Source organism: Roseomonas gilardii subsp. gilardii (assembly GCF_023078375.1).
Taxonomy (GTDB): Bacteria; Pseudomonadota; Alphaproteobacteria; order Acetobacterales; family Acetobacteraceae; genus Roseomonas; species Roseomonas gilardii.
This window is the reverse complement of sequence record NZ_CP095555.1, coordinates 173,745-191,736: the sequence shown is the minus strand read 5'-3', so window position 1 is coordinate 191,736 and position 17,992 is coordinate 173,745. Positions and strand designations below refer to the sequence as shown.

The window sequence follows — 17,992 nt, the reverse complement described above, 5'->3', positions numbered from 1 at the left end:
GCCCGCCCCCGATCGTCCCGACGAAGGGCTGGAAAGTGGGCGCGTGATATGGGGAGAAAGTCCTGGCGATGCACAGCCGACAGCTCGATCCCGAGCGCCTGCCCGCCGGCACCTACCTGAACACGGGGGTGTCGGCCGCGAAGGCGCTCCGGCTGAACCGCTTCTGCTATGACCTCCGCCAGCCGGCGAAGCGGGAAGCCTTCCTGGCCGATCCGGAGGCGGCGATGGCACCTTACGATCTCGATCCCGAGGACCGGGCGCTCGTCCTGGCGCGTGACTGGATCGGCCTGGTGCGGCGCGGCGCGAATGTCTTCCCACTGTTGCGCCTGTCCCAGCTTTGTGGCGATGGCCTGGCGGCCACGGGCGCGCAGATGCGGGGCGAGACGCTGGAGGACTATCTCGCCAGCCGCCAGGGCGGAAAGGGAGCATCCTGATGGCCCGGATCATCGGCGGCCTCGGTTCCCCGCATGCCCCTTCCATCGGTGCGCTGATCGACAAGGGGGCCTGGCAGGAGCCCGGCTGGGAGAAGCTGCTCGACGGCTACCGGCCCATGCAGGCATGGCTGCGCGAACGCAGGCCGGATCTCGCGATCCTCATCTACAACGACCATGTCACTTCCTTCTTCTTCGACCGCTACCCGACCTTCGCGCTGTCCGTCGCGGAGGAGCATCCGATCGCCGATGAGGGCTTCGGGCCGCGTCCCTTGCCGCCGGTCCGTGGCGATGCGGAATTCGCCTGGCATGTCGCGCACAGCCTGGTGGATGACGAGTTCGACCTGACCGTCTGCCAGGACATGCCGCTCGATCATGGGGCGCTGACGCCGATCTCGGCACTCTGGCCGGATCATGGGGAGGGCTGGCCCTGCGCCATCCTGCCGCTGGCCGTGAACGTGCTCCAGTTCCCGGTGCCGGGCCCGGGGCGGCTCTTCCGGCTGGGGAAGGCGCTGCGGCGGGCCGTCGGGAGTTTCCCCAAGGATCTCGACGTGGTCGTGCTGGGCACCGGGGGCCTGTCGCACCAGTTGCATGGCGAGCGCTTCGGCTACCAGAATCAGGATTGGGACATGGAGTTCCTCGACCGGTTGCAGGATGATCCGGAGCATCTGGCGGGGCTGCGCCTGCAGGATTTCATCGAGCGTGGCGGCGCCGAAGGGGCCGAGGTCATCATGTGGCTGGCCATGCGTGGGGCCCTTTCCCCCCGCGTGCGCTGCCTGCACCGGAACTACCACGCCCCGTTGCATACCGGTTTCGCCCAGGTGATCTATGAGGACATGGCGGATGCCGCACATGGATGAGCGCCGCACGGTCGTCCTGGTTCCTGGCCTGCTTTGCGACGCCTCCGTCTGGGTCCCGCAGCGGCAGAGCCTGGGCCGGGACTACGAGGTGCAGGTTCCGGATCTCTGGGGCCTGGATTCCATCGAGGCGATGGCGGAAGCCGTTCTCGACAAGGCGCCGGAGCGTTTCGCGCTGGCGGGCCATTCCATGGGGGCGCGGGTCGCCCTGGCGGTGCTGGATCGCGCGCCGGAGCGGGTCGAGAGGCTGGCCTTGCTGGACACCGGCACGCATCCCCGCCGGGCCGGCGAGGCCGAGAAGCGGCAGGAGCTCGTCGATCTCGCCTATGCACGCGGCATGGCGGCCCTGGCAGAACGCTGGCTGCCGCCCATGGTGCATCCGCAGCGCGTGAACGACGATGCGCTGATGCGGCCGCTGGCCGAGATGGTGTGCCGGGCCACGCCAGGGATTTTCGAGAAGCAGGTGAAGGCCCTGCTGAACCGGCCCGATGCGGCGGCGGTCCTGCCCCGCATCGGCTGCCCGACCCTGGTGGCCTGTGGGCGGCAGGACGGGTGGAGCCCGCTGTCGCAGCATGAGGAGATGGCGGCCGCGATCCGCGATGCCGAACTCGCGGTGATCGAGGATAGCGGCCATATGAGCACGGTCGAGGCACCGGCCGCCGTCACCGGCGTGCTGAGTGCCTGGCTGCGCCTGGGAGTGATGGCATGACATCCCTTGAAACCGCGGAGCCCGTGATGGATCTGGCCCATCTCGGACATCTGGAACTGCTGACTCCCAAGCCGGAGGAGAGCCTGCGCTTCTTCGTCGATGTCATGGGCATGACGGAAAGCGGGCGCCAGGGAGATTCGGTCTATCTCCGGGGATGGGACGATTACGAGCGTTACTGCGTGAAGCTGACGGCGGCACGCCATTCCGGCATGGGCCACATGGCCTTCCGGGTCAGGAGCCCGCAGGCCCTGGAGCGCCGCGCCGCCGCGTTGCGCGCGGGTGGGCACGATGTGTCGTGGCATGATGGCGACCTGGGCCATGGCCGCACCCTTTGCTTCCGGGACCCCGACGGGCACCTGATCGAGCTCTACTACGAGACGGAGTGGTACGAGGCGCCGCCCGAGCTGCGGCCGGCGCTGAAGAACCAGGCGCAGCGCTTCCCCGGGCGTGGGGTGAACGTGCGCCGCCTCGACCACATCAACTGCCTCGCCGCCGACATCAAGGCGAACCGCGAGTTCTTCGAGCAGTGCCTCGGGATGCGGCTGACGGAGCAGATCGTGCTGGACACCGGCGTCGAGGCCGGCATGTGGTTCACCTGCACGAACAAGAGCTATGACATCGCCTATTCGCGCGAGAGCAACGGCCGCCGCGGGCGCTTCCATCACCTGACCTTCGCCCTGGACAGCCGCGAGGAGATCCTGCGCGCCGCCGACATCTTCCTGGAGAACGGCGTCCATATCGAGACCGGCCCGCACAAGCATGCGATCCAGCAGACCTTCTTCCTCTATGTCTATGAGCCGGGCGGCAACCGTGTGGAACTGGCCAATGCCGGGGCGCGGCTGATCCTGGCGCCGGACTGGAAGCCGATCCGCTGGAGCGAGGCGGAGCGGCGGAAGGGACAGGCCTGGGGCCTGAAGACCATCGAGAGCTTCCATACCCACGGCACGCCGACCCTGGAGGAGATGGACGCGGAGGGGATCGTGTACTGATCGGGGGTTGGGAAGCTGGGGCCGGTCCGGCCCCGCGTCTTTGTTCGGGAGGAAAAGAACCATGAGAAGAAGAGAATTTCTGGCTGCCGGGACCGCCATGGCCCTGCCCCTGGCCGCGCCGCGCCTGTCGCGGGCGGCGGAGCCGCTCAAGATCGGCCTGATCCTGCCGATGACGGGGCCCTTCGCCTCGACCGGGCGGCAGATCGAGGGGGCTGTACGCCTCTACATGCAGCAGAACGGCAGCGAGGTCGCCGGGCGGTCGGTCGAGGTAATCGTCCGCGACGATGCCAATGTCGCGGATGCGACGCGGCGCCTCGCGCAGGAACTGGTGGTGAACGACAAGGCCGCTGTCCTGGCGGGCTTCGGCCTGACCCCGCTGGCCCTGGCCGCGGCCCCGATCGCGACCCGTGCCAAGGTGCCGCAGGTCGTGATGGCCGCCGCCACCTCCAGCATCACCGAGTCGTCCCCGTTCATTGTCCGCACCTCCCAGACCGTCCCGCAGGTGGCCCTGCCCCTGGGGCGCTGGGCGCCGGAGAACGGCATCCGCAAGGTCGTCACGGTGGTGTCCGACTACGGTCCCGGCCTCGATGCCGAGAAGTGGTTCAAGGAGCCCTTCATACAGGCGGGCGGGCAGGTGCCGGAATCCCTGCGCGTCCCCCTGGCCAGCCCGGATTTCGCACCCTTCCTGCAACGGGCGCGTGATGCCTCCCCGGATGCGGTCTTCATCTTCGTGCCGTCGGGGGCCGGATCGGTCTTCATGAAGCAGTTCGCCGAACGCGGGCTGAAGGAGGCCGGCATCCGGCTGATCGGGCTGGGCGACGTCCTGGACGACGATCTCCTCAACAACATGAGCGATCAGGCTCTGGGCGTGATCACCTCGCAGCATTATTCCGCCGCGCATGACAGCCCGCTGAACAAGAGCTTCGTGAAGGCTTTCAAGGCCGCCAACAAGGACATGCGGCCGAACTTCATGGCGGTCGGCGGCTATGACGGCATGGCGCTGATCTACAAGGCGCTGGAGAAGACCAAGGGTGACTCGGGCGGGCCGACCCTGCTGGAGGCGATGAAGGGCCTGTCCTGGGAAAGCCCGCGGGGGCCGATCTCCATCGACGCGCAGACCCGCGACATCGTCCAGAACATCTACATGCGCCGCTGCGAGCGCGTGGATGGCGAGCTTTACAACGTCGAGTTCGCCACGATCCCGGCCGTCCGGGACCCGGCCAAGACGGCCTCGGGCTGAGGGCAGGGGGGCGGCAATGCTGACCGTGCTGTTTGACGGCGTGGCCTATGGGATGGTCCTGTTCATCCTGGCCTGCGGTCTCGCGGTGACACTGGGCCTGATGAACCTGGTGAACCTGGCGCATGGCGCCTTCGCCATGGCCGGGGGCTATGCCGCCCTCGTCCTGGTGAACCATTGGGGCGTGCCTTTCCTGGCCGCCCTGCCTCTGGCCTTCCTCTTCTCTGCCCTGCTCGGCGCCTTGCTGGAGCGGACGCTCTATATCCACGTCTATGCCCGCAGCCATTTCGACCAGGTCCTGTTCTCGATCGGCCTGGTCTTCATGTCCGTGGCCATCGTGGATAATGTGGCGGGGTCCTCGCAGCAGTTCATCGCGATCCCCGACATGCTCCGTGCCCGTTTCGAGTTCCTGGGCATCAGCATGGGGGCCTACCGGCTGCTGATCATCGTCACCTGCGGCGTGATCGCGCTGGCCCTGCATCTCGCCCTGTCGCGCACGCGCTTCGGCAGCCGGCTTCGCGCCGCCGTGGACGATCCGCGCGTGGCGCGCGGGCTGGGCATCAATGTGGGGGCGATCTTCGCGGTGACCTTCGCTGTCGGGTCCGGCCTCGCGGGGCTGGGGGGCGCGCTGGGGGCGGAGATCCTGGGGCTGGACCCCAGCTTCCCGCTGAAGTTCATGATCTACTTCCTGATCGTGGTGACGGTGGGCGGCACCAGCTCGATCTCCGGGGCGTTCCTGGCCTCCCTTCTCCTCGGCATCGCCGATGTGGCCGGCAAGTACTACGTGCCGGAGCTTGGTGCCTTCGTCATCTATACGGTGATGATCGCGGTCCTGATCTGGCGGCCCCAGGGCCTGTTTGGCCGGGTGGCGACCCGATGAGCGGCACCGGCATGACCCTTCCGCAGCAGGCGGCGGCACAGCTCGCGCGCCTGTCCCGGTGGCATCCCGCGGAATACCTGGCCTGGGCGGCGATCGTGGCGGCGTTCCTGCTGTTTCCCGACCGCTACCTGCTGATCGCGGAGATCGCCGTCACGGCCCTTTTCGCGCTCTCGCTGGACCTCATCCTCGGCTATGCGGGCATCCTGTCCCTGGGCCACGCGGCCTTCTTCGGTCTCGGCGCCTATGTCGCCGGCATCGCGGCGGTGAGGGGCGTTTCGGACCCGCTGCTGGGCCTCGTCCTGGCCTGGGTGGCCGCGACCCTGCTGGGCGGCGCGACAAGCCTGCTGGTGCTGCGTGGCAGCGACCTGACGCGGCTGATGGTGACGCTGGGCGTGGCGTCGGTCCTCTATGAACTGGCCAACCGGCTGAGCTGGCTCACGGGTGGGGCGGATGGCCTGCAGGGGATGGAGGTCGGCCCGCTTCTCGGCCTCTTCGACTTCGACCTGCGTGGGCAGGTGGCGGCTGTATACAGCCTTACCGTCCTGTTCCTGGTCTTCGTGGTGGTCCGCCGGATCGTGCATTCCCCCTTCGGCTGGTCCCTGCGGGCCGTCAGGGGGAACGCGCTGCGCGCCGGGGCGATCGGCATCCCCGTCCGGGCCCGGCTGATCGCGGCCTATACGCTGGGGGCCGGGATCGCCGGGATCGCCGGGGCATTGCTGGCGCAATCGACGCAGTTCGTCTCCCTCGACGTGCTCGCCTTCCATCGTTCCGCCGATATCCTCCTGGTGCTGGTGATCGGTGGCGTCGGCTGGCTTTATGGCGGCCTGCTCGGCGCGGTGCTGTTCAAACTGATGCAGGATGTCCTTGCCAACATCACACCGCAGTACTGGCAGTTCTGGATCGGCCTGGTGCTGGTGGCGCTGGTCCTGATCGGGCGGGACCGGATCGCCGTCTGGCCCAGGCTGTTCCGCCGGCGCAAGCCTGCCGCCGCCAGCCATGTCCCGGAGCCGGCCGAATGAGCGCGATGCTGCAGGATCGTCCCGGGCCCGGCGCGGCGGCTTCCAGGCCGGTCCCGGCCTTGCAGACACTGGGCCTGAACAGGCATTTCGGTGGGCTGCACGCGACGCGCGAGGTCAATCTCTCGCTGGCCCAGGGCAGCCGCCATGCCCTGATCGGCCCGAACGGGGCGGGCAAGACGACGCTCATCAACCTGCTGACCGGTGTGCTCCGCCCCAGTTCGGGCCGGATCCTGCTGGAGGGCGAGGATGTCACGGCCCTGCGCCCGGACCAGCGCGTGCGCCGCGGCCTGGCCCGGACCTTCCAGATCAACCAGCTTTTCCCGGCCATGACCGTGCTGGAAACGGCGGGCCTGGCCATTTCGCAGCGGCTCTATGGCGGCCGTTCCTGGTGGCGTTCCGTGGGCAGCCGGCCCGCCGTGGTGGAGGAGGCGGTGGCCATCCTCGAACGGTTCCGGCTGGCCGGCGTGATGGGGGAGCGTGTGGTCAACCTGCCCTATGGGCAGCAGCGCCTGCTGGAGATCGCCCTGGCCATCGCCTGCCGCCCCCGGGTGCTGCTGCTGGACGAGCCGGCCGCCGGGGTGCCCGAGGCGGAGCGCGAGGAGATCCTCGACCGCATCGCGGAACTGCCCGGCGACGTCACCGTGCTGCTGATCGAGCATGACATGGATCTGGTCTTCCGCTTCGCGGACCGGATCTCGGTCCTGGTGCTGGGCGGCGTGCTGATGGAGGGCAGCGTGGCGGAGGTCGCCTCGGACCCGCGGGTGAGGGAGGTTTATCTGGGGGAGGGCGAGCATGGCTGACATCCTGGCGGTGGAGCATCTCGCGGCGGGCTATGGGCAGGCCGCGGTGCTGCACGATGTGTCGCTGCGCCTCGCCGAAGGCCGCTCCATGGCCGTGCTGGGGCGCAACGGCATGGGCAAGACCACGCTCCTGAACAGCATCATCGGCGTGACACGCCGTTTCGGTGGAACGGTCCATCTCGGCGGGCAGGACATCACCAGCCTGTCTCCGGACCGGCGCGCCCTGGCCGGCATCGGCTGGGTGCCGCAGGAACGCAACATCTTCCGCTCCCTGACCGTGGAGGAGAACCTGACGGCGGTGGCGCGGCCGGGGCCCTGGGACCTGCGCAAGGTTTTCGGCATGTTTCCCCGGCTGGAGGAACGGCGCCGCAACATGGGGGACCAGCTCTCGGGCGGCGAGCAGCAGATGCTGGCGGTGGGGCGGGCCCTCGTGCTGAACCCGCGCCTGCTGCTGCTGGACGAGCCGACCGAGGGTCTGGCGCCGATCATCGTGGATGAGCTGCTTTCAGCCCTGCGCCGGATCATGCGCGACGAGGGCCTGTCCGCCCTGCTGGTGGAACAGCACGCGCAGAAGATCCTGGGCGTCACCGATGACGCGGTGATCCTGGAACGCGGCCGGATCGTGCATGCGGCGCCGAGCGCGGTGCTGCGCTCGGACACGGAGATCCTGGAGCGGCATCTGGGTGTATCCCGCAAGGGGGTGGTCCTGCCCGTCATGTGACGGGCGGGGCTTTGCGGCAGGGCGATCCTCGGCCTCGGGAGATATAGAAGACAAAAGACTTGTCGGGATTGGTATCCAGCTTGTATACAGGATGGCAGGAAACGATCCATGTGGAGGCCCCCATGGGCAACAAGACCCCGACCTTTCCCCTGAATGCCTGGTACGCCGCCGCCTGGGATGCGGAAGTGAAGCGGGAGCTTCTGGCCCGCACGATCTGCAACAAGAAGGTCGTGCTCTATCGCACGCAGGACGACCGTGCCGTGGCGCTGGAGGACGCCTGCTGGCATCGCCTCGTTCCGCTCTCCATGGGACGGCTCAAGGGCGACGAGGTGCAATGTGCCTATCATGGCCTGCGTTTCAACGCGCGGGGGCGCTGCACCTTCATGCCGTCGCAGGAGACGATCAATCCTTCCGCGAATGTGCGCTCCTTCCCGGTGGTGGAGAAGCACCGCTTCGTCTGGATCTGGCCGGGCGACCCGGCCCTGGCCGATCCGGCGCTGGTGCCGGACCTGCACTGGAACCACGACCCGGCCTGGGCCGGCGACGGCAAGGTGATCCACGCCGCCTGCGACTATCGCCTGATCGTGGACAATCTCATGGACCTGACTCATGAGACCTATATCCATGGCAGCAGCATCGGCAACGATGCGGTGGCGGAAGCGCCCTTCGACGTCACGCATGGCGAGAGGACGGCGACGGTCACGCGCTGGATGGTCGATATCGAGCCGCCGCCCTTCTGGCGCGCCCAGCTCGGCAAGCCCGGCCATGTGGACCGCTGGCAGATCATCCGCTTCGAGGCGCCCTGCACGGTGGCCATCGATGTGGGCGTGGCCCCCACCGGGACCGGCGCGCCGCAGGGGGACCGCAAGGAGGGGGTCAGCATGATCGTGATCAACACGATCACCCCCGCGACCGAGAAGACCTGCCACTATTTCTGGGCCAATGTGCGGGACTACCGCATCCACGAGCAGCGCGTGACGACCGATATCCGCGATGCCATCACCAAGGTGTTCCGGGAGGACGAGATCATCGTCGAGGCGCAGCAGCGCGCGATCGATGAGCATCCGGACCATGTCTTCTACAACCTGAACATCGATGCCGGGGCGCTCTGGGCCCGGCGGCTGATCGACCGCATGGTCGCAGCCGAGACGGGCGGCACGCCTTCCCTGCCTGTCGCGGCCGAGTAGCCACGATGTCGCAGAGCGTCGCGGCCCTGCTGAAGCTGCGGGAGGTCATCCTCAGCGGCAGCATGCCCCCGGGGGAGCGCCTGTCGGAGAACGGTGTCGCCGAGCGGCTGGGTGCTTCGCGGACGCCGGTCCGGGCGGCCCTGGCGCGGCTGGCGGAGGAAGGACTCCTGGAGCCCATCCCTTCCGGCGGTTTCATGGTGAAGGCCTTCAGCGAGAAGGAGATCCGCGATGCGATCGAGGTCCGCGGCACGCTGGAAGGACTGGCGGCGCGCTTCGCGGCCGAGCGCGGTGCCTCGCCGGAGGGGTTGGCGCATCTGCGGGACATCCTGGAGGGCATCGACGCCGCCCTGGCGCGCGCGCCGGAGGCCGGGATCGATTTCACCGAATACGTGACGCTGAACGAGCACTTCCACCAGCTCCTGCTGGAACTGGCGGACAGTCCGGTGCTGGCGCGCAAGGTCGGGCAGGCGGTGGCCCTGCCTTTCGCTTCCCCCAGCGGCTTCGTCATGGCCCAGGGCGAACTGCCCGAGGCGCGGGTGATCCTCACCGTGGCGCAGGAACAGCATCGCGGCGTGGTCGAGGCGATCACGCTGCGGGAAGGGGCCCGGGCGGAGGCGATCATGCGGGAGCATGCCCGGCTCGCCCATCGCAACCTCGCCCTGGCCCTGCGCCAGGGGAAGCTTCATCTGGTCCAGGGCGGTGCCCTGATCCAGCGCCGCCTGTCGGCCTGAGCCGGCGGCGCAGGGGAGGAAGAAAGAAAGATGCGGTTCGACGGACAGTGGATCACGGCGGTGGTTCGCGGCACGCGTGACCTGACGCCGGGCATCCGGGAATTCACCCTGGCGCCCGAGGGCGGCGCGACGCCCTATGCCACCGGCAGCCATCTCTGCGTGCGCGTGATGGTCGATGGCAAGACGGATCTGCGCCGCTATTCGCTCGTGGGCGACCAGCCGCAGGACGGCTGCTGGCGTATTGCCGTGAAGCGCGAGGAGCCGGGCAGGGGAGGCTCGCGCTACATGTGGTCGCTGCCGGCCGGGGCGCGGCTGGAGGTCACGGCGCCGGACAGCTTCTTTCAGCTTTCCGGCGATGCGCCCGAATATCTGCTGGTTGCCGGTGGGATCGGGATCACGCCGATCCGAGGCATGGCCTCGGCCTTGCGGCGGCGCGGTGCGCGTTTCCGCATGCTCTATGCCGGGCGCTCCCGCGCCGAGATGGCCTATCTTGCCGAGCTGGAAGCGGAGCTCGGCGGGAATCTTGAGGTCTTCAGCGAGGCCGAAGGGCGAAGGGCCGATCTGAGGCAGGCCTTCTCCTCGCTTGGACCCGACGCGGAGACCTATATCTGCGGCCCCATCGGTCTGCTGGAGGCGGCGAAGCGCGAATGGGCGGCTGCGGGCCGTCCGCGTGCCCGGCTGGTCTTCGAGACCTTCGGCTCCTCCGGCCGTTATCCGACCGAGGCTTTCACCGTCCGGCTTCCCCGTCTCGGCATCGAGGTCCCGGTGCCGGCCAACAGCAGCATGCTGGAAGCGCTGGAGGCCAGCGGCGTCGGGGTGCTGTCCGACTGCCGGCGCGGGGAATGCGGGCTCTGCGCGATGGATGTGCTGGATGCCGAGGGCATCGTGGATCATCGCGATGTCTTCTTCAGCGACCATCAGCATGAGGAAGGCCGCAGGATCTGCGCCTGCGTTTCCCGCGCGGTCGGTGGCGTCATCACTGTGGACACGGCTTTCCGGGGCGACGAGCGGCTTCGGTCCGGTCCGGAGTTGAAGAGGCTGCATTCCTGATGCGGCCTTGATTCCGGGGCTGGTCATGAGCATGGGCCGGATGCTGCCAAGGGCGATCCGGCCTCCCAGCATTCAAGGAATCTTCACGCCCGTCCTGGTTCTCGCCCCCTATACCGGCGACGAAACAGGTTGCCGGGCCGTGCATGCAACAGAGCTTCGTCAGGCGCCACTACCGGACGGTGTTCCTGTCCGACCTGCATCTCGGCTTGCGCGCCAGCCGGGCAGACCTGCTGCTGGATTTCCTGGGCGGCGTGGATTGCGGGCGGATCGTGCTGGTGGGCGACATCGTGGATGGCTGGCGCCTGCGCAAGTCCTGGTACTGGGACGCCCGACATGACGAGGTGATCCGCCTGCTGCTGCGCCGGGCGCGCGAAGGCGTCGAGATCCTCTATATCCCCGGCAACCATGACGAGATGTTCCGCGACTGGGTGGGGCTGGAGGTCGCCGGCATCCACCTCGTGGCGCAGGCGGAGCACGTGACCGCCGATGGCCGCCGGCTGCTGGTGATGCATGGCGACGAGTTCGACAGCGTGGTGCGCTACTGGCCGCTGCTGGCTCATCTCGGGGATTGGGCCTATGACGCGGCGCTGCTGCTGAACCGCTGGTTCAACACAGCCCGGCGGCGGATGGGCTATCCCTACTGGTCGCTGTCGCAATGGCTCAAGCGGCGCGTGAAGGAGGCGGTCAAGGCCATCGACCGCTTCGAGGAAGCGCTGGCGCATGAGGCGATCCGCGGTGGCTATGACGGCGTCATCTGCGGCCATATCCACCATGCCGAGATGCGCGACATCGGCGGCGTCATCTACATGAACACGGGCGACTGGGTGGAATCCTGCACCGCCCTGGTCGAGCATCCCGACGGACGCTTCGAACTGCTGGATTGTTCCGCGCGCCAACGCCTGGCCACGCCAACGGCGCAGCCGGTATCCGCCTGATGCGGGGCATGGCAGGGGCGCCGAACCTGCTACCCGAGACGCCTGCCCGTATCCTGATCGTTTCGGATGCCTGGGAACCGCAGGTGAACGGGGTCGTGCGGACATTGCGGACCGTCGCCGACCTTCTGCGCGGCGATGGCGATGTGGTCGAGATCCTTGGCCCCGATCGCTTCGTTTCCCTGCCCATGCCCTCCTATCCGGAAATCCGGCTCGCCTGTGTCTCCCGTGCCGCGGTCGAAGCCCGGGTGCGGGCCTTCCGGCCGCAGACCATCCATATCGCCACGGAGGGACCGCTGGGCTGGATGATGCGGGCGGTCTGCCGGCGTCGCGGCTGGCCCTTCACGACCTCCTTCCACACCCGCTTCCCGGATTACCTGCATCTGCGGGCTCGCGTGCCGCCGGGCTGGTCCTGGGCCATCCTGCGCCGCTTCCATGCGGCTTCGGCCGGCACCCTGGCCGCGACACCGTCCCTGTTGCGGGAGATGGAGGGGCGTGGCTTCCGCAACCTCCAGCTCTGGACGCGGGGGGTGGATCTGGAACGCTTCCGGCCTGAGCTGCGGGGTGGCCCGCATGCCCCCTATGCCGGGCTCGAACGACCGGTCTTCGCCTGCTGCGGCCGGGTGGCGGTGGAAAAGAACATCGAGGCTTTCCTGAACCTCGATCTTCCGGGGTCGAAGGTGGTGGTGGGCGACGGACCGAGGCGCGGGGCACTCCAGGCACGCTTCCCGGATGTGCATTTTCTGGGCCAGAAGCACGGTGAGTCGCTGGCGGCCTGCTACGCGGATGCGGATGTCCTGGTCTTCCCCTCACGCACCGACACTTTTGGCCTGGTGATGCTGGAGGCTCTGGCGAGCGGCACGCCTGTCGCCGCTTTCCCGGTGCCCGGACCCCTGGATGTGCTGGGCGGAGCGGCCGCGCCCGTTGGCGCCATGAACGAGGATCTCCGCATCGCGTGTCTCGATGCGCTCGCCGTGGATCGTTCGGCATGTCGCGATCATGCGGAGGGCTGGTCCTGGGGGCGGTGCAAGTCGCTCCTCCGCGCCGCTCTCGTTCCCATCTCCTGAGCGCTAAAAGCAAGCTGGGAATGATCCTGTCGACTGCCATAGCCGTTGATGTCCTGGTTTGCGGTGGCGGCTGCGCGACTGCCTGCGTCGTGGTGATGACGTGTTGGCGGCAGGCAGGCTGACACTGGAAGGGCTGCCGCCCTATCGCGCCATGAATGTCGAGTTTCATGAGACGATCCTCGATGCCGCCGGCAATGGTTGGCTCAACAGCTTCGTGCGGCAGACACAGAACGTGCCCCTGGCTTCCGACCGCCTGTTCATCTGGGAAGATTATGACATCATGAAGCGTTCACATGATGATCATCACCGCGTGGTCCTCGCCATCGCCAATCGCGATGCAGAACGCGCGGAAGCGCTGATGCGTGAGCATGTGATCTTCGCGGGAGAGGTGCTGCGGAGGTTTCAGGCGAAGAACAATACGCAGGCCAGGAAAGACGCCGCCCCGTAATACGGTGCTGCTGACATCCGCGCCTGACGGAGAGCTGTGTCGCGGCGGCGCTCGGGCGCGGGGAGGGTTGAGGGCCGGTTGCGTCTGATCCAGTACCTTTGTCTGTGCGGAAAGCTACTTGTCCATGACCCCCGACAGGGCCTGGAAAGTGCCTGCTTCCACCGTCTGAGCCATGTTGAGGTGCATGAACCCGCCGGCGGCCTGCGAGAGGCTGAGGAGGCACCAAAGGTAGAAGCCGTCATGGCAGGATCCAGACCACGTATAACCAAGCCCGCTCCACAAAGGCTACGCTCTCTGGCGCGGTGGGACGTTCCGCACCAGTTTCGTCCTGTTGCGTTACCACCCGAATGACCTGCTGCTGACCTATCGGCTGCTGCATCCGCTCGTTTGTCTGACCACGTTCGGGGCCATGACCCGGTGATACGTCAGTCAGGATGACGGGGTCTGGGCGGCGGCAGTTCCTCATCGTGGAGCATTGAGGTCGAGATGGAACGGGTTATCGTCATCGGTGCGGGAGTGGTGGGCCTCTCGGCTGCGATCGCCGCGCAGGCGCGAGGTTTGCCGGTTACGGTGATCGATCGTGACGGCCCGGCGGCAGGCGCGTCGGCGGGCAATGCGGGGGCCTTCGCCTTCACCGATATCTTCCCGCTTGCCTCGCCCCGAATCTTCCTGAAGGCACCGAAGTGGCTGCTCGATCCGCTTGGTCCGCTCAGCCTGCCGCCGGCCTATGCCCTGCAGATGATGCCATGGCTCCTGCGCTTCGTGCGCGCCTGCGCCCCGGACCGGGTCGCAGCTTCGGTCGCCGCACAAACGGCGATGATGGACCTCTCGAAGGCCGAGCTCAGGAACTTCCTATCGCAGACTGGCACGGCGCATATGTTGCGTGAGGACGGAAACCTGGAAGTCTACGAGGGCGAAGCTCAGTTTCGCGCCTCCCTGCCCGGGTGGGTGGCGCGCCCAGCATGGTATCGACTTCCGGCACCTGAACGCCACTGAGATGGCTGACCTACAGCCCGGTCTTGCGCCGCGCTTCACCCACGGCACCTTCACCCCTGGATGGTATTCCATCGCCGATCCGAAGCTCTACACCCTGGCGCTGGCCGATCACTTCCGGGCGCGGGGCGGCCGGATCGAGATCGCCGAGATCCGGACCCTGCAACCGACCGACGCTGGCATCGAGGCGATCGGCGATCGTGTGTTCAGCGGCGACAGGGTGGTGCTCGCAGCCGGGGCCTTCTCGCACCACATCGCGAAGACCATTGGGGAGCGGATTCCCCTGGAAACGGAGCGCGGCTACAATACCACCCTACCGCCCGATGCCCTGGACCTGCGCTGCCAGGTCACCTTCGGCGAGCACGGCTTCGTCGTCTCCCGCCTTTCTACCGGTATCCGGGTCGGCGGTGCTGTCGAGCTCGGCGGGCTGAAGCTCGCGCCGAACTTCAAGCGTGCCGAGGCGATGCTGGCAAAAGCCGAGACCTTCCTCCCCGGACTGAAGACCGCTGGTGGCACCCGGTGGATGGGCTTTCGCCCCTCACTGCCCGACAGCCTGCCGGCTCTCGGCTTGGCCAGGGGCGATCGACGGATCATCCACGCCTTCGGTCACGGCCATCTGGGCCTGACGCAATCCGTGGGAACGGCACGCATCGTTGCTGATCTGCTGACAGGCGCGCCCTTGCCCGTGGACATCTCCTCCTTCTCTCCACAACGCTTCTGACGCCGGAGATCCCGACCATGGCGGTCCATACCTTTTCCTGCCTCGATGGGCATACCTGCGGCAATCCGGTGCGCCTCGTTTCGGGCGGCGGGCCTCGCCTCGAAGGCGCGAACATGCTGGAAAGGCGCGCTCATTTCCTTCGGGACTTCGACTGGATCCGGACCGGCCTGATGTTCGAGCCACGTGGCCACGACATGATGTCGGGTTCCATCCTCTATCCGCCGACGCGCCCCGACTGCGATGTCGCCGTACTGTTCATCGAGACTTCGGGTTGCCTGCCGATGTGCGGTCACGGGACCATCGGCACCATCACCATGGGCATCGAGAATGGCCTGATCCAGCCGCGCGAACCCGGCCGGTTATCCATCGACACCCCGGCGGGCAAGGTCGATATCCTCTATCGCCAGGAAGGCCGCTTCGTCGAGGAAGTGCGTCTCACCAATGTCCCGGGTTTCCTCCATGCCGAAGGGCTGACCGCGGATGTGGAAGGGCTCGGTGAGATCGTGGTGGACGTGGCTTATGGCGGCAACTTCTACGCCATTGTGGAGCCGCAGAGGAATTTCGGCGACATGGCCGACTTCACTGCAGGGGAGCTGATCGGCTTCTCGCCGAAGCTTCGGAAGGCACTGAACGAGAAGTACGATTTCGTGCACCCCGAGCATCCCGAGATCCGCGGCCTGTCGCATATCCAGTGGACCGGCAGGCCGACGGTGGAAGGCGCTCACGGCCGTAACGCCGTGTTCTATGGTGACAAGGCGATCGACCGCTCACCCTGCGGCACCGGCACCGGCACCGGCACCTCCGCGCGGATGGCGCAGCTGGCAGCCAAGGGCAAGCTGAATGTGGGCGATGAGTTCTGGCATGAATCGATCATCGGCTCGATCTTCAAGGGGCGGGTCGAGGCGGCGGCCGAGGTTGCCGGCAAGCCGGCGATCATTCCCTCCATAGGTGGATGGGCACGCCAGACCGGTATCAACACCATCTTCATCGATGACCGGGACCCGTACGCGCATGGCTTCGTGGTGAAGTAGGTTTCACCAGATGGAATGGCCGTGGCGTGGCCGTAGCTGGAACACAGGTCACCATGGGTTTCCCGGCTCACTGCCGGGCAGGACCGCCCGGACATAGCAGCGGCGCGTGCCACCTGGCGAGAGATGCAGCCCAGCCCCGACCCAGAGCGCCCGGTCTTCATCGACGAGACCTGGGCGAGCACGAACATGGCTCGCCGCAACGGACGCGACCCGCGCGGAGAGAGTGCCGCCGCCGGATGAGCAATGGGCGGTGTTGCCGCCTGGATCGCCCCTGACATCGGATCACTCCTGCCGCCGATGGTGGGAACCGTGCTCCGGAAGCGGTGCTGCTGGCGCGCCGTGGTCCCGCAAACGGCCAGACGTGTCAGGCCCTCCCTCCAGGAAACGCGCCTCGGCAACGAAGGCCGCCACGGCGGGGGACCGCTCGTTGCTCCGGACCGCCAGCGCCAGGGCCGTGACCGGCTTCTCGCCCTTGATGTCATGGTAGGTCACGCCCTTGATCGCCGCATCCCGCATGGACACCGGGACGAGCGCAACGCCCAGTTCGGCCGCGACCAGTGCCAGGACCGAGGCCACCTGCGGCGCTGATTGGCCGATGATCGGTTCGAACCCGGCCTTGCGGCAGGCGCCGATCGTCACGTCGAACAAGGTCGGCCCCAGTGCGCGCGGTGTCATGACGAAGGGATCGGAGGCAAGCTCGCGCAGGTGGATGGGCTTCTCGTGCGCCATGCGGCTGGATGGCAGCGCGGCGATGAGGGGCTCCTCCTCCATGGCATGGAGCCTGAGTCCATCCCGGTCGATCGCCTCGGGCCGCAGGAAAGCGGCATCCAGGCTGCCGGAGCGCAACGCCTCGACAAGGCCGTTCGAGTTTGCTTCCCGCAAGCTGAGCTCGACATCCGGATAGCGCCGCCTGTAGGTGCGGATGGCCAGCGGCACCCGGGGATTGAAGGCCGCGGAGCCTGTGAAGCCGACCCTGAGCGTGCCGATCTCGCCGCGCGCAGCCCGGCGCGTTGCTTCCACCGCGCTCCGCACCTCGGACGGAAGGGGTCGCACACGTTCCTGGAACACCTTGCCGGCCGCGGTGAGTTCCGCGCCCTTCGGGCCACGGTGGAACAGCATGACGCCGATCTCTTCCTCCAGATCCTTGATCTGCTGGCTGAGGGGCGGCTGCCCGATCCCGAGCCTCTGCGCGGCCCGGGTGAAATGGCCTTCTTCGGCGACCGCCAGGAAGTACCGGATGTGACGCAGCTCCACATCATCTCCAAAACATATCAAGAAGGCCTGTATCATGTATTGGACAGATGAAGCCATCAAGCCTCATCTTCCGGGCCGAGGAGCTGACCCCTATGAGCCTGGCATTCGATCTGGACAGAGTAGCGACACTGCCGCACGGCATGATGGCTGCCGCCACAATCCGGCCGCTGGAGCCTGTGGTCTTCCTGCCCGGCCTGCTCTGCGACCAGGCCCTGTGGCACCATCAGGTGCGGGCACTTGCCGACGTGTCCGCGCCGATGGTGGCGGATCTCACACTGGATTCCTCCATCGCGGCCATGGCGCGGCGCACCCTGGCGGCGGCGCCGCCCCGCTTCTCGCTCGTCGGGCAGTCGATGGGCGGGTATGTCGCGCTGGAGATCATGCGGCAGGCGCCGGATCGTGTGCGGCGCCTGGCCCTGGTCGATACCAGCGCGCGTGCCGACAGTCCCGAGCGCATCGCCCAACGGCAGGCAGGCATGACCTCGCTCCGCCATGGAAAGTTCGTCGGCATCACCCGCAAGCTGCTCGGTGACCTCGTACATCCCCGCCATTTCGAGGGGCATGTCGCGGCCGAGATGCGAGCCATGGCCCTGAGGGTCGGCGGAGAAGCTTTCCTCCGTCAGCAGCAGGCGATCATGACCCGCGCGGACGCACGCCCCGGGCTTTCAGCGCTTCCTGCCGAAACACTGATCGTGGTGGGGGAGGGGGACCGGGTGACGCCTGTGGAGCACGCAGAGGAGATGCATGCGAGCATCAAAGGTTCCACGCTGCACGTTATTCCGAACTGCGGCCATATGCCTGCGCTGGAGGAACCGGATCTGCTCAGCGAACTGCTGCGCGACTGGTTGCAGGCCACCGAAGCCTGAGAAGTGCCGTGTGGTGTAGATCATTCCCTTCGCATCATCAGGAGGCGATCAGAAACGCGGCCGGATAGG

General features: G+C 67.3%; 18 protein-coding genes and 2 pseudogenes. 19 read left to right on the top strand and 1 reads right to left on the bottom strand.

What is annotated here, in order from left to right; translation table 11 throughout:
* Window positions 1-68: 68 nt before the first annotated feature.
* From MVG78_RS20405 to MVG78_RS20320, 18 genes and pseudogenes are all read left to right on the top strand, one after another.
* A complete protein-coding gene (locus tag MVG78_RS20405) occupies window positions 69-434 on the top strand; it encodes a hypothetical protein (RefSeq protein ID WP_247561067.1) in 366 nt (121 codons plus the stop codon).
* The gene (locus MVG78_RS20400) at window positions 434-1,291 is read left to right on the top strand and encodes a class III extradiol dioxygenase family protein (RefSeq protein WP_247561064.1); all 858 of its coding nucleotides are present in this window, start codon (window positions 434-436) and stop codon (window positions 1,289-1,291) included. The genes MVG78_RS20405 and MVG78_RS20400 overlap by 1 nt, the downstream gene beginning before the upstream one ends.
* Window positions 1,275-1,997 (top strand): alpha/beta fold hydrolase, encoded by a 723-nt coding sequence (locus MVG78_RS20395; protein WP_247561061.1) that lies wholly within the window; start codon window positions 1,275-1,277, stop codon window positions 1,995-1,997. The genes MVG78_RS20400 and MVG78_RS20395 overlap by 17 nt, the downstream gene beginning before the upstream one ends.
* On the top strand, window positions 1,994-2,986 hold the full coding sequence (locus tag MVG78_RS20390) for a catechol 2,3-dioxygenase (protein ID WP_247561059.1): 993 nt from the start codon (window positions 1,994-1,996) through the stop codon (window positions 2,984-2,986). Before MVG78_RS20395 ends, MVG78_RS20390 begins: the two co-directional genes overlap by 4 nt.
* Window positions 2,987-3,047: 61 nt before the next feature.
* On the top strand, window positions 3,048-4,226 hold the full coding sequence (locus MVG78_RS20385) for an ABC transporter substrate-binding protein (RefSeq protein WP_428480854.1): 1,179 nt from the start codon (window positions 3,048-3,050) through the stop codon (window positions 4,224-4,226).
* 16 nt (window positions 4,227-4,242) lie between these two features.
* On the top strand, window positions 4,243-5,103 hold the full coding sequence (locus tag MVG78_RS20380) for a branched-chain amino acid ABC transporter permease (protein WP_247561056.1): 861 nt from the start codon (window positions 4,243-4,245) through the stop codon (window positions 5,101-5,103).
* Window positions 5,104-5,114: 11 nt separating this feature from the next.
* The gene (locus MVG78_RS20375) at window positions 5,115-6,122 is read left to right on the top strand and encodes a branched-chain amino acid ABC transporter permease (protein ID WP_247561055.1); all 1,008 of its coding nucleotides are present in this window, start codon (window positions 5,115-5,117) and stop codon (window positions 6,120-6,122) included.
* Window positions 6,123-6,127: 5 nt separating this feature from the next.
* Window positions 6,128-6,922, top strand: coding sequence for an ABC transporter ATP-binding protein (locus tag MVG78_RS20370; RefSeq protein WP_247561132.1), 795 nt, complete (start codon window positions 6,128-6,130; stop codon window positions 6,920-6,922).
* Window positions 6,915-7,643, top strand: coding sequence for an ABC transporter ATP-binding protein (locus MVG78_RS20365; protein ID WP_247561053.1), 729 nt, complete (start codon window positions 6,915-6,917; stop codon window positions 7,641-7,643). The genes MVG78_RS20370 and MVG78_RS20365 overlap by 8 nt, the downstream gene beginning before the upstream one ends.
* A 122-nt stretch (window positions 7,644-7,765) precedes the next feature.
* A complete protein-coding gene (locus MVG78_RS20360) occupies window positions 7,766-8,830 on the top strand; it encodes an aromatic ring-hydroxylating dioxygenase subunit alpha (RefSeq protein ID WP_247561052.1) in 1,065 nt (354 codons plus the stop codon).
* Window positions 8,831-8,835: 5 nt separating this feature from the next.
* The gene (locus MVG78_RS20355) at window positions 8,836-9,561 is read left to right on the top strand and encodes a GntR family transcriptional regulator (RefSeq protein ID WP_247561050.1); all 726 of its coding nucleotides are present in this window, start codon (window positions 8,836-8,838) and stop codon (window positions 9,559-9,561) included.
* 30 nt (window positions 9,562-9,591) lie between these two features.
* Complete coding sequence (locus tag MVG78_RS20350; protein ID WP_247561048.1) at window positions 9,592-10,611, top strand: PDR/VanB family oxidoreductase; 1,020 nt, start codon at window positions 9,592-9,594, stop codon at window positions 10,609-10,611.
* Window positions 10,612-10,754: 143 nt separating this feature from the next.
* Entirely contained in the window at window positions 10,755-11,546 is a 792-nt protein-coding gene (locus MVG78_RS20345; protein ID WP_247561046.1) for a UDP-2,3-diacylglucosamine diphosphatase, read from the top strand.
* A gap of 8 nt (window positions 11,547-11,554) precedes the next feature.
* On the top strand, window positions 11,555-12,610 hold the full coding sequence (locus tag MVG78_RS20340; protein ID WP_247561044.1) for a glycosyltransferase family 4 protein: 1,056 nt from the start codon (window positions 11,555-11,557) through the stop codon (window positions 12,608-12,610).
* 58 nt (window positions 12,611-12,668) lie between these two features.
* Window positions 12,669-13,058, top strand: coding sequence for an FCD domain-containing protein (locus tag MVG78_RS20335; protein ID WP_247561042.1), 390 nt, complete (start codon window positions 12,669-12,671; stop codon window positions 13,056-13,058).
* Window positions 13,059-13,544: 486 nt separating this feature from the next.
* Window positions 13,545-14,772: pseudogene (locus tag MVG78_RS20330) on the top strand (NAD(P)/FAD-dependent oxidoreductase).
* Between the two features lie 17 nt (window positions 14,773-14,789).
* On the top strand, window positions 14,790-15,803 hold the full coding sequence (locus MVG78_RS20325; protein ID WP_247561040.1) for a 4-hydroxyproline epimerase: 1,014 nt from the start codon (window positions 14,790-14,792) through the stop codon (window positions 15,801-15,803).
* 78 nt (window positions 15,804-15,881) lie between these two features.
* Window positions 15,882-16,025 (top strand): annotated as a pseudogene (locus MVG78_RS20320) (IS630 family transposase); the annotation flags it as partial.
* Between the two features lie 60 nt (window positions 16,026-16,085).
* Here MVG78_RS20320 and MVG78_RS20315 read toward each other — a convergent pair.
* Entirely contained in the window at window positions 16,086-17,057 is a 972-nt protein-coding gene (locus tag MVG78_RS20315) for a LysR family transcriptional regulator (RefSeq protein WP_282615085.1), read from the bottom strand.
* 92 nt (window positions 17,058-17,149) lie between these two features.
* Here MVG78_RS20315 and MVG78_RS20310 point away from each other — a divergent pair, with 92 nt between their 5' ends.
* Window positions 17,150-17,923 (top strand): alpha/beta fold hydrolase, encoded by a 774-nt coding sequence (locus MVG78_RS20310; protein ID WP_247561038.1) that lies wholly within the window; start codon window positions 17,150-17,152, stop codon window positions 17,921-17,923.
* Window positions 17,924-17,992: the final 69 nt, after the last annotated feature.

What these genes read in the sequence shown, in the direction of transcription:
- MVG78_RS20395 (WP_247561061.1), top strand. Translation starts at nt 1,275, where the DNA reads ATGCCGCACATGGATGAGCGCCGCACGGTCGTCCTGGTTCCTGGCCTG.
- MVG78_RS20340 (WP_247561044.1), top strand. Translation starts at nt 11,555, where the DNA reads ATGGCAGGGGCGCCGAACCTGCTACCCGAGACGCCTGCCCGTATCCTG.
- MVG78_RS20360 (WP_247561052.1), top strand. Translation starts at nt 7,766, where the DNA reads ATGGGCAACAAGACCCCGACCTTTCCCCTGAATGCCTGGTACGCCGCC.
- MVG78_RS20345 (WP_247561046.1), top strand. Translation starts at nt 10,755, where the DNA reads ATGCAACAGAGCTTCGTCAGGCGCCACTACCGGACGGTGTTCCTGTCC.
- MVG78_RS20365 (WP_247561053.1), top strand. Translation starts at nt 6,915, where the DNA reads ATGGCTGACATCCTGGCGGTGGAGCATCTCGCGGCGGGCTATGGGCAG.
- MVG78_RS20355 (WP_247561050.1), top strand. Translation starts at nt 8,836, where the DNA reads ATGTCGCAGAGCGTCGCGGCCCTGCTGAAGCTGCGGGAGGTCATCCTC.
- MVG78_RS20375 (WP_247561055.1), top strand. Translation starts at nt 5,115, where the DNA reads ATGACCCTTCCGCAGCAGGCGGCGGCACAGCTCGCGCGCCTGTCCCGG.
- MVG78_RS20405 (WP_247561067.1), top strand. Translation starts at nt 69, where the DNA reads ATGCACAGCCGACAGCTCGATCCCGAGCGCCTGCCCGCCGGCACCTAC.
- MVG78_RS20400 (WP_247561064.1), top strand. Translation starts at nt 434, where the DNA reads ATGGCCCGGATCATCGGCGGCCTCGGTTCCCCGCATGCCCCTTCCATC.
- MVG78_RS20380 (WP_247561056.1), top strand. Translation starts at nt 4,243, where the DNA reads ATGCTGACCGTGCTGTTTGACGGCGTGGCCTATGGGATGGTCCTGTTC.
- MVG78_RS20370 (WP_247561132.1), top strand. Translation starts at nt 6,128, where the DNA reads ATGCTGCAGGATCGTCCCGGGCCCGGCGCGGCGGCTTCCAGGCCGGTC.
- MVG78_RS20325 (WP_247561040.1), top strand. Translation starts at nt 14,790, where the DNA reads ATGGCGGTCCATACCTTTTCCTGCCTCGATGGGCATACCTGCGGCAAT.
- MVG78_RS20385 (WP_428480854.1), top strand. Translation starts at nt 3,048, where the DNA reads ATGAGAAGAAGAGAATTTCTGGCTGCCGGGACCGCCATGGCCCTGCCC.
- MVG78_RS20310 (WP_247561038.1), top strand. Translation starts at nt 17,150, where the DNA reads ATGAGCCTGGCATTCGATCTGGACAGAGTAGCGACACTGCCGCACGGC.
- MVG78_RS20390 (WP_247561059.1), top strand. Translation starts at nt 1,994, where the DNA reads ATGACATCCCTTGAAACCGCGGAGCCCGTGATGGATCTGGCCCATCTC.
- MVG78_RS20350 (WP_247561048.1), top strand. Translation starts at nt 9,592, where the DNA reads ATGCGGTTCGACGGACAGTGGATCACGGCGGTGGTTCGCGGCACGCGT.